The organism is Paenibacillus sp. FSL H7-0331 (assembly GCF_001956045.1).
This window is the reverse complement of sequence record NZ_MRTH01000002.1, coordinates 137867-150618: the sequence shown is the minus strand read 5'-3', so window position 1 is coordinate 150618 and position 12752 is coordinate 137867. Positions and strand designations below refer to the sequence as shown.

General features: G+C 46.5%; 11 protein-coding genes. 1 reads left to right on the top strand and 10 read right to left on the bottom strand.

Annotated elements, in window-relative coordinates:
* Positions 1–13: 13 nt before the first annotated feature.
* The 8 genes from BK127_RS03400 to BK127_RS03365 form a co-directional block, all read right to left on the bottom strand.
* Positions 14–1039, bottom strand: coding sequence for a LacI family DNA-binding transcriptional regulator (locus BK127_RS03400; protein ID WP_076228596.1), 1026 nt, complete (start codon positions 1037–1039; stop codon positions 14–16).
* 19 nt (positions 1040–1058) lie between these two features.
* Positions 1059–1838 carry an SDR family NAD(P)-dependent oxidoreductase gene (locus BK127_RS03395; protein WP_076228595.1) on the bottom strand — a complete coding sequence of 260 codons (780 nt, stop codon included), beginning with the start codon at positions 1836–1838 and terminating at the stop codon, positions 1059–1061.
* A 2-nt stretch (positions 1839–1840) separates the two neighbouring features.
* Entirely contained in the window at positions 1841–2689 is an 849-nt protein-coding gene (locus BK127_RS03390) for a phytanoyl-CoA dioxygenase family protein (protein ID WP_076228594.1), read from the bottom strand.
* 112 nt (positions 2690–2801) lie between these two features.
* On the bottom strand, positions 2802–4367 hold the full coding sequence (locus tag BK127_RS03385) for a type 2 periplasmic-binding domain-containing protein (RefSeq protein WP_076228593.1): 1566 nt from the start codon (positions 4365–4367) through the stop codon (positions 2802–2804).
* Between the two features lie 109 nt (positions 4368–4476).
* On the bottom strand, positions 4477–5337 hold the full coding sequence (locus tag BK127_RS03380) for a carbohydrate ABC transporter permease (RefSeq protein WP_076228592.1): 861 nt from the start codon (positions 5335–5337) through the stop codon (positions 4477–4479).
* On the bottom strand, positions 5331–6293 hold the full coding sequence (locus tag BK127_RS03375; protein WP_076228591.1) for an ABC transporter permease: 963 nt from the start codon (positions 6291–6293) through the stop codon (positions 5331–5333). Before BK127_RS03375 ends, BK127_RS03380 begins: the two co-directional genes overlap by 7 nt.
* A gap of 147 nt (positions 6294–6440) precedes the next feature.
* On the bottom strand, positions 6441–8219 hold the full coding sequence (locus BK127_RS03370) for a cache domain-containing sensor histidine kinase (RefSeq protein ID WP_076228590.1): 1779 nt from the start codon (positions 8217–8219) through the stop codon (positions 6441–6443).
* Between the two features lie 34 nt (positions 8220–8253).
* The gene (locus tag BK127_RS03365) at positions 8254–9828 is read right to left on the bottom strand and encodes a response regulator transcription factor (protein WP_076228589.1); all 1575 of its coding nucleotides are present in this window, start codon (positions 9826–9828) and stop codon (positions 8254–8256) included.
* A 247-nt stretch (positions 9829–10075) separates the two neighbouring features.
* On the opposite strand from BK127_RS03365, the gene BK127_RS03360 reads away from it, so the two are divergent.
* Complete coding sequence (locus BK127_RS03360) at positions 10076–10576, top strand: GyrI-like domain-containing protein (protein WP_083689029.1); 501 nt, start codon at positions 10076–10078, stop codon at positions 10574–10576.
* A gap of 12 nt (positions 10577–10588) precedes the next feature.
* Here BK127_RS03360 and BK127_RS03355 read toward each other — a convergent pair whose 3' ends face one another.
* Positions 10589–11557, bottom strand: a complete 969-nt coding sequence (locus BK127_RS03355; RefSeq protein WP_076228588.1) for a helix-turn-helix transcriptional regulator — start codon at positions 11555–11557, stop codon at positions 10589–10591.
* A 262-nt stretch (positions 11558–11819) separates the two neighbouring features.
* Positions 11820–12746 (bottom strand): aldo/keto reductase, encoded by a 927-nt coding sequence (locus BK127_RS03350; protein ID WP_076228587.1) that lies wholly within the window; start codon positions 12744–12746, stop codon positions 11820–11822.
* Positions 12747–12752: the final 6 nt, after the last annotated feature.

The window sequence follows — 12752 nt, the reverse complement described above, 5'->3', positions numbered from 1 at the left end:
GTCATATTTCCATTCATTCTACCACAGTATTCTGCAAACGTCTGCCCGTTGAATCGCGAATTACGAGTGCACCCACCAGCATTCGTTCGGTTTCAGATGGTGGTTCTCTTCCCTCCATCCTGGCCAGCAGTTGATAAGTTGCCAGCTCAGCCGCCTCCGGTCTGGGAAAATGGATCACCGTTAACGGAGGATGCGTCTGTGAGGACATCAAAATATCCTCACAGCCTGCTATCGATAATGTGCCTGGCACCTCGATACCGAGCTCGCGACAAGCAGCCAGGCTGCCGGCTGCCATCAAATCGTTAGCGCATATTAGCGCTTGAAAAGGGAGTCTGCCCTCGGTCTGTTCCAATCGCTGCTTCATCTGTGCGTGTGCCGACTCGAAACGCCCTGGATCCTCCAGCTTGTCTCCGGAGTGAAACAGCATCCCCTCGCAGGTGAGCGCCTCCAAAAAGGATCGAAATCTGCACTCATAATGATGGTTACCGCTGCCTCCGCTCATAAAAGCGATCCGTTCGTGTCCATATTGCTTCAGATGCCGAACCAGCTGCCTCATAGCATCGGTCCAATCAATATCGACAACACCGTCCAGTTGAAGCCTTTTTGCAGGTTCCATTATTGAGACAATAGGGATTCCCATAGCACTAAAATGCTCAATCGTGCTCTCTTTCAGCGATTGCCCGAGCAATAGAATTCCATCCACCCGCCCCATGTACAGCTCCTGCAGCTGCTCTTCCTGCGATTCCTCATATGTCTGGAAAAAAACAAAATATCCGTTTTCCTTTGCTACAGATTCAATACGCAGTAAAATGCCAGCCTCAAAGGGATTGCCGAGAAATTGAACAAGTACAACGATTTGCTTTGATTTCTTGGTTTTCAGACTGCGTGCTAACAGATTAGGCTTGTAATTCAGCTCAAGCACGGCCTCCAATACTTTTTGCCTGGTCGTTTCCTTAACAATATTTCGATTGTTCAATACGTAAGAAACGACCGCTGCGGATACTCCCGCGCGGTCGGCTACATCTTGTCTTGATACCATATTGTGAACCACCTGACTGCTAAATTCCGAACGTGTTGCCTCCGTTAACAGACAAGCATTGTCCGGTAATAAATTTGGCTTCCTGAGAAGCCAAAAACGATACAGCGGCAGCAATATCAAGCGGCTCCCCCATGTGTTGGAGGGGTATCTGCTTCTGATACCCGTCCGTATCGGAATCCTTATGTCGTTCTACAGGAATCCAGCCCGGAGCAACCAGGTTCACCCGAATTCCATATGGAGCCAGCTCGTTAGCCCATGAACGTGTCATGCCGATCATGGCAGCCTTGGCCGTCACATAACTTGAGAAATTCGCGTTGCCAAGCTGTGCAACCTCACTGCCAATGTTGACAATGCTGCCTGAGCCCTGTGACTTCATTCCTGCTAAGACCGCCTTGGTCAGTAAAAGAGGTGCTTTCACGAAAAACTCCAATTGATCCGTATAGATTTGCCAGCTGCTTTCCTCGATTGATAACATCGGCTGCGGCCCTGTAGCATTATTGACTAATACATCGACAGAACGACCAAACCACCGAACCGAATCCTCAATAAGATGCTCAACCTCTGATTCCTGCGTAATATCGGCACGAATGGCTTTTGCCGTGCCACCCGCTTCTGTAATGAGACGTACCGTTTCGTCCGCATCTGCGACACTATTAGCGAAATTGACCGTAACTGATGCGCCATGACCTGCCAGCTCGACTGCGATCCATCTGCCCAATCCTCGGGAAGCTCCTGTGACTACCGCCAACTTGCCTTCAAGCTTACCAGGCACCTTATGATTCAAAGATGTCTCCTCCATCCCTAATGGGCATATCCGCCTCTACCAGCATCACCCATATACAATTGCTTCAATGGTACCATAGATTCCGACGGAACGTAATTTTTAAATGGATTCTCATCGATGACACCAAGCAGCTGCTTGCGAATAGGGCTGGCATTCTTTAATTGTTCTTCGGTTGCTGTCCGATAATCGATAGGACGCATCCAGATTGGGCTGTATCCCAGAAACAGCTGTCTTCGTGTAAACTCTGAATTATTGGGTGCTCCTGCATGCCACAAATTTTGGGCAAACACGAACACATCTCCAGGCTTGCCGCATACCTGCATTTCTCCGGGCAAATCATCGGTCACATTGTGCGTATCCGGCTGGTACGGTCGGTTGTGTGAACCGGGAATAATCTTCGTATTGCCGCGATTCGGCTCTGACATGTCGCTCAAAATGTAGCAGGTTTTGATATAATACGTCGGTGTAATCCCATTGATCCGTGGAAACTGTGGATGGGGACCATCCTGATGCCAATTAATAAAGCTGTGCGTTTCTGTGGCTGCGTTATTAGGGTTCGGCTTGCGGATCGTCAGATGGGAGATATGCAGTTGAATATTATAACCCAGTAGATTCACGATCAAGGGCAATATCGACGGTTCATCGATAAGTGAAGCAATTTCTTCATGACGCTCCACGCTATTGTATATGTTATAAGCCAGCGTATCCGGCTCATTGGAAACGACTTCGTCAATAGCAGCGTTCAGGCGATTGACCTTTTCCTGTGAAATCACGTTAGGGAGCAGCAGATACCCCTGCTCATCAAATTGCTTCATCAGCTCGGGTAGGTTCCATTGTGCGGTTTTGGCAGATTGCGTTGTGTCCATGTTTAAACACTCCTTAGGGTTTGTTATATAATTTACTCGTGTAAATATTAAGGATAAAGATAAGGGAGGTTAACCTCCCAGACCCATCGACAGTCAAAAGCTGTTTATACAGCTACTTCAAATAACCCAATTCCTTTAGCTGCTTTTGTGCAGCATCCATGTATGCTTTATAATTCATTGAAGTTTCCAAAGTCTTAAGGAAGCTGTCGTACTCAGTGAGAGGACGTTTGCCATATATAAATTTCGATAGCTCCTCCTCAATATAACGACCCGCATCAGCAGCGTTATAACCAGCAGGGATATCAACAAAACCATTCAGAGCCTGGATACGCGGCTGCTTGTTGGCAAACTCAATGAAAGGTGTTTGTTTGGCAAACTTGACCTGCAGGTAATCCATCTCAGGACGGCCGGTAAACTGATACAGCCAGAAATATCCGCCTTCCTTACCCATCAAATCAGTGGCTACGACTTTGGTTCCCTCCAGATTATAATGTTTGCCTTTCACACCATACTGAACGAGCGGAGAGCCTTCTTTGCCGGAAACATAATTCAGCAGGTCAAACACCCTTTGCAGCTTTTCCGGATTTTTCTCCAGTGATTTGGGAATTGCGTATAATCCGGCTGTAACCCCAATATCCCATGAGCTTGCATATTGCCCGCCAGGTCCTTTAACTGCATCCATTTGCACCCAATTGGCATTGGCATTGACAGCTTTGATCTGTTCTACAAATTGATCCTTCGTCATATTCGGCCAATCGATATAAATGATGCCCGCCTGTCCCTTGATGGCTTTCTGCTGATGCTGCAAACCACTGTTCGCCAACAATTCGGGATCAACCGCACCTGCATCCGTCAGCTTTTTGATAAAACCAAGCGCATCCTTCATACTCGGATCATACAGCGCATTAATCAGCTTGTTATCCTTCACATAAAGACTTGGAGTATTGGCTGAATATCCGATCCCATAAGCACCAAATACGGTGTTGAAAGCGGACAATTTGCCGCCGGTAATACCGAAGGTGTCCTTTTTACCATTGCCATCAGGGTCCTTATCCGCAAAAGCTTTCGCTACTTCCAGCAATTCATCAGTCGTTTTCGGTACCTGCATGCCCAGCTTATCGAGCCAATCCTTGCGGATGAAGTACGTATCATAGGGAATAGTCGGCGTTTTGGCAACAGCAAATACCTTACCGTTCATCGTTCCCTTCTTCAAGCTTTCTTCACCGATGAAATCTTTAACGGGTTTGAGCTTATCCATGTACGGGGTCAGATCGAGCAGCAGACCTTGCTCCGAAAATTGCTTCAGCTGCTGACGATCCACAGAGAACAAATCGGGAAAGTTGGCTGAAGCCATACGCACATTCAGCTGATTTTTGTAATCATCCTGAGAGGCGTATACGGTCAAATTCAAATCCGTGTTTATAGCCTTATCAATCTCTTGCTTAATAATATCCTGATCCGGTGAAGGTAGACCATTTCCTGTTTCTATGATGTCAATTTTGATCTTCTTGGCACTTGCTGCTGGAGCAGTTACTGGTGCTGCTGCGGGTGTCGGTGCTGATTCATTTTTGGGAGCAGCCGCTTCAGGTTTGGCCGCACCGCCTCCGCAGCCTGATAATAGGGTTCCACCCAGCATCAGGAATGCCAGCGAAACGACCATTGTTTTCTTTTGGCTCATAGACTAACCCCTTCTTTCTTTCATGGTTGATGACCTGTATGGATCTGTAATGCATCTATATTGAAGCGGTAGCGGCCCCAGCTGCAGTCCGGAGCGGACGAACCGTCGTTCAACCTTTCACAGAGCCGAGCAGCATCCCGTTCGTAAAATGCTTTTGAATAAAGGGATAAATAATAATAATCGGCAAGCTCGCCATCACAACTGAAGCCATCTGAATCGTTTCGGTCGGCATCATGTTCTCGGCATTTTCCATCGGCTGCTGAGTAAGCATCAGGATTTCCCGGATGACGACTTGCAGCGGGAACAACGTACGGTCGGTTACATACATGACGGCCTGGAAAAACTCATTCCAATGCCCAACCATATAAAACAATCCTATCGTCAACAGTGAAGGTACTGACAGCGGAATTACAATCTGCATGAGAATTCTGAATTCCTTGGCACCATCCATTCGGGCCGATTCGAACAGCTCCTCCGGCAGATTTTCAAAAAAGCTTTTCATAATAAGCACATTAAAGCTCCATACCGCATTAGGAAGAATCATCGACCAAATCGAATCGATCAAACCCAACGATTTCACAATCAGATAGGTAGGAATTATCCCGCCACTGAACAGCATCGTGAATACGACCATCATTAAAAATATATTTCGCCCCGGGAGCGCCTTACGGCTGAGCGGATATGCCATTAAAGCTGTCAAAATCAGATTGACGATCGTTCCAACCACAGTAATCAATACCGTTACCCAAAAGGCATTGGGAATATTAGATTCAGTGAACAGCTTATGATAAGCACTGAATGTGATCGACTTGGGGATCAGAATGAAGCCGCCATTTTTTAATACCTCGGTGAAAGGTGTGATCGATACGGTTACGACATACATCAGCGGGAAAATCGCCGCCAACCCAGCCAAGCCCAGTATCACAAAAACGATTCCATTAATGAAACGATCCTCCATGCTTTTTACCATATGCCATCACCCCATTTCTTCGATAAATGATTGGCTCCCATGACCAGAACAAGTCCAATCGCTGATTTAAACAGGCCCACGGCTGCCCCAAGACTGAAATTCAACTGCTGCAGACCGGTGCGGAATACCCAGGTATCGAGAATATCAGCGACTTGATATACTTGAATGTTATACAAAATATAAATTTGATCGAAGCCCGCATCCATAATATGACCCAGCTTCAGAATGAGCAGCAGCACAATAACATTACGAATACCTGGAAGTGTAATATGCCATATCATCCGCAAGCGTCCCGAGCCGTCTACACGGGCAGCCTCATATAGCGTAGGATCGATAGCCGTCATAGCCGCCAAATAAATAATTGCTCCCCATCCCAGATCCTTCCATATTTCCGAACCGACGAGAATAGCACGGAAGTAATCAAGTGAGGTCATAAATCCGATGGAGTGTGCTCCACTTTCTTCAAGCCAACGGTTAAACAACCCGGAGTTTTGCGATAGCAATGCAATCAGAATCCCGTATATGATCACCCAGGATAGAAAATGAGGCATATAGGTCAGCGTTTGAATGATCGTTTTGAACCATTTGACACGGCATTCATTCAGCATCAGCGCCAGCATAATCGGTGGAACCATACCGAATACAAGCTTGTAAAGCGAGATCAATGAGGTATTGACCATCAGCTGCGTGAAATACGGTGAATTGAAAAAGATTTGAAAATGCTTGTACCAAGGATCTGCCCATGGGCTGCTTACGATCCCCTCCAATAAATTGAAATCCTTGAATGCGATAATAACGCCATACATCGGTAAATATCGGAATAAAATATAGTACAGCACACCTGGCAGCAGCATCATATAAAAGGCGCGAAAAGCCCAAATGTTCTTGCCCAGCAGCCTGCCCTTGGCCTGCTTTGATTTGGCATCAGCCACATTCCCCACGGTCAACTGATCCATAATGACATCCCCCTGAAAGCTTCATTTGCTGCTAGAGCGTGGTTCCAGGCTCTATAAGCACTCTTTCTATAGTTGTATTATAGCAAGCGCTTTCTTCAGGAAATATACAGTGATCGTGCGAAAGTGTTCGAATTCTTGCAAACGCTTTTATTCCTGTGACACATTCGGAAGCTCTATGCGAATCAAGGTCCCTACCTGGGGCCTGCTGGCTATCCGCAATCCGAATTCAGTGCCAAAGTGCAGCCGGATTCGCTCCTGGACGTTCATGATCCCGATCCCTGTAAACCGATGCTTGCTGGGTGCTTTCCGGCGCTCACTGAAGATGCTGCTGAGCTGCTCGGAGTCCATACCCAGCCCATTATCGCGAATAATGACACAAAGCTTTTTGCGGCGTATGCAGGTTCGTATGTGAATGTGGCCCTGGACCTTCTGAGGGGCCAAACCGTGGAATATCGCATTTTCGACCAATGGCTGAAGCGTCAGCTTGAGAATTCTGCAGGTGAGCGTCTCTGGCGCGGCGTCAATCGTCAACACAAACTTCTCTCCATAGCGTACAGTTTGGATATAGGCGTACATCCGCAGGCCCTCAAGCTCCTCCTCCAGTGTCACGAATTCCCCACTCTTATCAAAGCTGAACGACAACAAACCGACAAGCGCGCGAATCGTTTCACGCACAGCCTCGATCTTTTGCTGCTTGGCCAAACTGCTTATACAAGCTAACGTATTATACAAAAAATGCGGGGCAATCTGGCTTTGCAGCATTTTCAGCTCATACTGATTTTTGCGCATTTCCATTTCCTTCGTTTCCACGAGCAGGTTATGAATCCGCTCCATCATGGCATTATAGCTCTTGGCCAGCTTGCCGATTTCGTCCTCTCGGGTCATAGAGATCGAAGGCAGCACCTCCATATCGCGCACCCTGTCCATCTTGGCTACCAAAGTACGAACCGGATAGGTAATATAACGACTCATCATATAGGAGCTAATTAACAGGATCAGTACCCAAATTACCGCAGCCGTTTTGTAATTGTCATAAAGAATAATGATATTTTGGTAAAAATAGCTGTCCTCAATAAAAGCAATAAAATACCAGCCCAGCTTATTCATCCCCGATTTCACTGCAATCAACTTGTTTGTGGAGCCATGAATTTCAGTGATGCCGATCGGCAGATCTTGAATCTCGTTAATAAAGTGTTGATTCAGTTCAGGTGGAAATACACTTGTGTTATAAGGCAGCAGCTTATAATAATCCAGCGGCCAGGTTGTATCGAAAGTATTAATGACGTTACCTTTGTTCGTTACAATGGAGAAGGTTTGGTTGCGTGTATTCATGAACTGTGCGAGCATATTGGTCAAACGAACAAGATCAATTTCGACAACCGCAATCCCTTTGATTGCATCGTCGTTCTTGGAGCTGATCGGCAGCACAAACGCTACCGTCTTTCCTGATAAAGGCGATTGATAGGGCTCGGTAATCATAACACCGTAGTTTGACTTGGACATCTCGTACAGCTTAGCCAGATTCGGATTGCCGATGATGTCAAGAAAAACCTGAGTATTGGACATCGCTTTGCCATCAGCGCGTACCATATACAAGGTTTTGTAGAGCGTGCTATTCTTCTCCGCGTATTTACGCAGCACCTTAACCGCTTCTTCCTCCATTCCCTCGTCCAGAAGATCGTCACGCGTCGATAGCAGCAATAAAATATTTTGCACATTGTCCAAATAAGCGTCTAAATACAAATTGGTACGGTCGTTAATGACCGCGGCATCGGAGAGCACCTGCTTGCGAAACAATTGCTCGGCATCCTTCAGATTGTTCCATGCCAGCAACCCGAACAGTACCAGGGTTCCCGCAAAAAGAAACAGAAAATGCTTGAAAACCATACTGCGGCTTCTCATCCAATGGTTGACCCGGCTTAACATACTGCTCCCCCTTTTTTCTATGATTGTCAATGGATTAATAGCTTTTCTTAAAATCTGTCGGGGCTACGCCAGTTCGATTACGAAATAATACCGAAAAATATCGGTAGCTCGGTATCCCAACCTGCTCCGCAACCTCATATACCTTCATATTCGTCGTTTGCAGCAAATGGATCGCTTTATCCATTCGTAAGCTTGTCACGTATTCATTAAAGGATTCCCCGACCTCCTCACGGAACAATCGACTCAGATAATACGAGCTAAGTCCAACAGACTCCGCAATTGAGGTGAGGGTAATCGGCTCCATCAGCTGCTCGGCAATCAGTTGCTTGGCATGCTGTACCTCCTTACGGCATTTGCTCTTCAACCCTACAACCGCTTCCAGCTCGCGGGTGAATGCTGTAGTCAGCTCTGTTAGTGTCCTCGCTTCACTCAGCCTTTGCCTGCTTTTATCCTCTGCCATATAGTCGCCATCCTTGAACAACTCTTTATGTTTGGACAACAGCCATACTTTTAACTCATCAGGATTGGGCCGTTTGGAGCAAGCCCAGACTGTAAACTCTTCTCGGATATACCGGGCCAGATGTTCCTGGGACTTTGCTAATGCCAAGCGGAATTGCTCCGTATATACCTGTTTGATCTGATCCTCCATGGAACCTGCGACTGGCTTAGGCAGCAGCGTATGATCATAAATGGTTCCCGAATGATCATAAAAAGGCGCTTCAGGAGCAATCGCCGATTGCCGCAATGCTTGGAACATCACAGATTCATTAGGGACTTCCTCGCTTAAGGTCGCATACAGACGGACTGCCTCGCTCAGAAACGACAATCGCTGCTCCAGGGCAGTTTGCAAGCCATTCATCATCCATCCAGCCTGCTCACGTCTTGACTGTGCATTTTCAATTGGCCGAGTATTGAATATCACATAGTCAGATTTATCGAGCTGAACCCAACGACTCAATACCTTCGAGCTCTGCTCCCACTCACTAAATATCGCTTGCAGCTCATGATGCACATACATTTCATCCTCTGCTTTGGTATGAATATGCAGCCTCGTAAAGTGTATCGGGAAATGCAGCTGCCACTCCTTCAAAACGTGCTTTAGCTCATCCATAACCTCCACAGGTACTGAAGCTATGGATAGCTGCTCGTTTGCATATCGATTCCAGATTTTGACCAGCTGCCAGCGCTGCTTATCAAGCTCACTGCGCTTGTGACTGTGCTCCCGTTGAATGGTAGTCCGCGCCTTGTCCAAGGCTTGCTCCAGATCGGAATCGAGCAGAGAAACCTTGATCAAATATTCAAGCGCACCCAGCCGCAAGGCATCACGCGCATACTCAAAATCACTATGACAAGTAAGTAAAATGACCTGCGTCAGCGGAAATTCTTTTTTTAAAGATCGGAACAACTCGATTCCATCCATCATGGGCATTGTGATATCGGTAATCACCACATCAGGCACCAGCTTGCGGCATAGCTCCAAAGCCTCTTCCCCATTTTCAGCTTCACCAACGAGCTCTGCATGGCAGGATGACCAAGGAAATAGTCGCAGCTCTTCACGAAGCGGCAGCTCATCATCTACCACCAGAACGGTTAAAGGACTTTCTTGCATATGAATCCCTCCTTAATAACATTTGAAAATTTCGAACACAATCATGCAAACGCTTCCATATCGTATGCTTCATCATAGCATACGATTTTGAGTGCTCCTATACATAAAAACAGTTAAAAAGTATAAAAATCGCAAAAGACTATGACAAGAACTGTCGTGCTTGAATGTTATTGTAAAGTCGTAAAGCAAACAATGAACAACTTTCAAGAGTCAGTTCATTATCTAATTTAAGAGAGGATGTTGCATTATGCAGCCCACATTTAAGCCATCATTGAATCCCGTTATTGAGAGTAAGCCCGCTTATCATGCCATCGGCCTACGTCAAACCCATGTATATAGTGAAGGGGGTATTCCATCGATCGTTGATCAGTGGAGCTTGTTTATGAGTCGGATCGGCGAAATTCAAGGTCAACATGCAGTAACGATAGGCGTTTGCTATGATGTACAACCAGGCAACCCTTTCGAATATGTGACAGCCGCAGTGCTTACGGAAGCACAACTGGATAGCCCCGTACCTGAATCGATGTGTAAAATATTCCTTAAACCGCAAACGTACGCGATCTTCACTCATACCGGTCCTATCTCCGATTTGGGTGCGACCTATAAAGTAATCTCTGAATGGCTTGCCAATAATGAAACCTATGTGCGTGCACAGGCTCCCGAATTAGAATATTATGACAGCCGCTACACGGGCAATGAAAGAGCGGATAACGAATTTGATATTTACATCCCTGTCGTGAGTCAATAACAGGAGCTGAGTTTATTTGGGTGGCGCATACAATTGCGCCATCTTGGCTACCAAGTTTTGCATGAGCTCTACCAATTGTGCAGGCTGGTTCACTTTAACCTCTGGCCCGAACCCAAGAAAATAGGAGGCAAAATAATCAACCTCGTTAGGCCTGATACACATTCGCACGGTGCCTGTTCCATCCTCATGAACCTCCATATCCGTATGGTTCCACGCCTCCCACTGACACCTGCGTACACCATCGCTTGTTAAGACGGCTTCAATCTGAATATGCTCATCAGCTATAACAGGCTGTTCCTCAGGTGGTTTAAACCAATCCATAATGGAAAATCCACTCAAATCTACCGTTCTGTGTCCGTCAGCTGCCGCCTCAGCCGATAGCACACGATCAATCCGAAACAGCAAATAACGCTCTTTCCAGAAGCAATAGCCCGGACAATACCAATACCCATTATAGGAATATACCCCGATGGGTTGAATGGTACGCTGATTGGCCCCATCCTTGGAATCATACAAGATCTGCATCGGCTGCTGCTGTAACGCTGCATCAAGCAGAGATTGCAGATACGGAGTCGGAGCCTGGCGTTTGGGTGTCCAAAATACGACTCTCTGCTTCATTTTATCAATTTTGCTTTTGGTATCGTCGGGTAAATAATAATAAAATTTATTTAGAGCCGTGATGGACTCCTCAGCAAACGGTAAGGCTCCATAATGCTGCAGCGATTGATAGGCAAAAAAGATCGCCACCGCCTCCTGCTCGGAGAATGTAATGGGCGGAAGCTGACGTTCCCTCAGCACTCGATACCCGCCATGAGGTCCATACTCTGTATAGAGTGGAACACCAAGCTCACTTAATACTTGCAGATCACGCATAATCGTCCTGATTGACACCTCGAACTCATCCGCCAGCTCACGCGCCGTAAATTTCTTGCGTTGATTAATGGCTATCATAAGCTCAATCACACGTTTGGACTTGGCCACTCACTCACCACCACCGATGACATTTTTCTCTGATTATATCATATATCTATGACACTTATTGTCATACTTACTAATGACTATGGAACCTCTAGCAGCAGCTTGAAATCCATTAACATGCAAAAATGCCATCGCAGCTCCAGCAGCAGGTTTTTCTGCTACAGGAGTTACGATGGCATAAGTTATGAACGTGCGTGCTCCGAAAGTATGGTCTCAGCACCAGGAAATCAAAGTTGTCGTACACAATTCATTTTCTGCTCGCTGCTTATATGTTTTCCAGCCAGTGTACTTCGTCCTCTGTTAACTGAATCTGCGCACCTTCCACGCAGGACTCCAGCTCAACCTGGTTCTGTGCTCCGATCAACGCCGCCGTAGGGAACTTTTGATTCAACACATAAGCCAGTGAAATCTGAATCGTGCTAAAGCCTTTTTGCTCAGCCAATTCAGCAGCACGTCGCAGACGCTCCCAGTTCGCAGCGCTGTAATATACGCGAACCATTTCGGCATTGTCCAATTTGTCAGGTGCAAAATTTCCAGTAAAAAATCCGCCAGCCTGTGAAGACCATGACAATAACGGCAATTGAGTCTTTTCGTGCCACGCACAATCCAGTACATCCGCTGAAACGCATCCTGCCCAACGCGGCTCATTTGGCTTGGCAAGACTCAGATTGGGACTGCTAAAGGAAAAACCGACCAATCCATTGGCTGTTGCATAATCGTTAGCTTCCTGCAGGCGTTGGTGGGTCCAGTTGGAAGCACCAATAGCGAGAATTCGTCCTGCCTGGATATGCTCATTCAACGCATCGATAATGACTTTAACCGGAATATTCGTATCATCACGGTGCAAGGCATACAAATCGGTGTAGCTTGTTTGCAGTCTGTCCAGGCTTATTTTCAAATCCGCAGCAATAGCCTGTGGAGTCACACGGGGACCATCGGCATTATGGTGCGCACCCTTCGTCAATATCACTACCTGATCGCGATTATTACGTTCTGTCATCCAGCGACCAATGGTTTCTTCGCTTTGTCCACCGCGGTAAATAAAAGCGGTATCGATCGTATTTCCACCGATTTCCAAATAATTATCAAGCACGCTGCACACTTTATCATAAACCTCATGAGTAAAGAAATCAGAGCCTTGGATCAAGTTCGTAACCGGCTTTTCCAATCCAGCAATTGCTATAGTTTTCATTGTTTT

Coding starts and splice junctions, on each gene's coding strand:
- BK127_RS03400 (WP_076228596.1), bottom strand. CDS start 1,039: ATGGTATCAAGACAAGATGTAGCCGACCGCGCGGGAGTATCCGCAGCG.
- BK127_RS03360 (WP_083689029.1), top strand. CDS start 10,076: ATGCAGCCCACATTTAAGCCATCATTGAATCCCGTTATTGAGAGTAAG.
- BK127_RS03365 (WP_076228589.1), bottom strand. CDS start 9,828: ATGCAAGAAAGTCCTTTAACCGTTCTGGTGGTAGATGATGAGCTGCCG.
- BK127_RS03370 (WP_076228590.1), bottom strand. CDS start 8,219: ATGTTAAGCCGGGTCAACCATTGGATGAGAAGCCGCAGTATGGTTTTC.
- BK127_RS03375 (WP_076228591.1), bottom strand. CDS start 6,293: ATGGATCAGTTGACCGTGGGGAATGTGGCTGATGCCAAATCAAAGCAG.
- BK127_RS03390 (WP_076228594.1), bottom strand. CDS start 2,689: ATGGACACAACGCAATCTGCCAAAACCGCACAATGGAACCTACCCGAG.
- BK127_RS03385 (WP_076228593.1), bottom strand. CDS start 4,367: ATGAGCCAAAAGAAAACAATGGTCGTTTCGCTGGCATTCCTGATGCTG.
- BK127_RS03350 (WP_076228587.1), bottom strand. CDS start 12,746: ATGAAAACTATAGCAATTGCTGGATTGGAAAAGCCGGTTACGAACTTG.
- BK127_RS03395 (WP_076228595.1), bottom strand. CDS start 1,838: ATGGAGGAGACATCTTTGAATCATAAGGTGCCTGGTAAGCTTGAAGGC.
- BK127_RS03380 (WP_076228592.1), bottom strand. CDS start 5,337: ATGGTAAAAAGCATGGAGGATCGTTTCATTAATGGAATCGTTTTTGTG.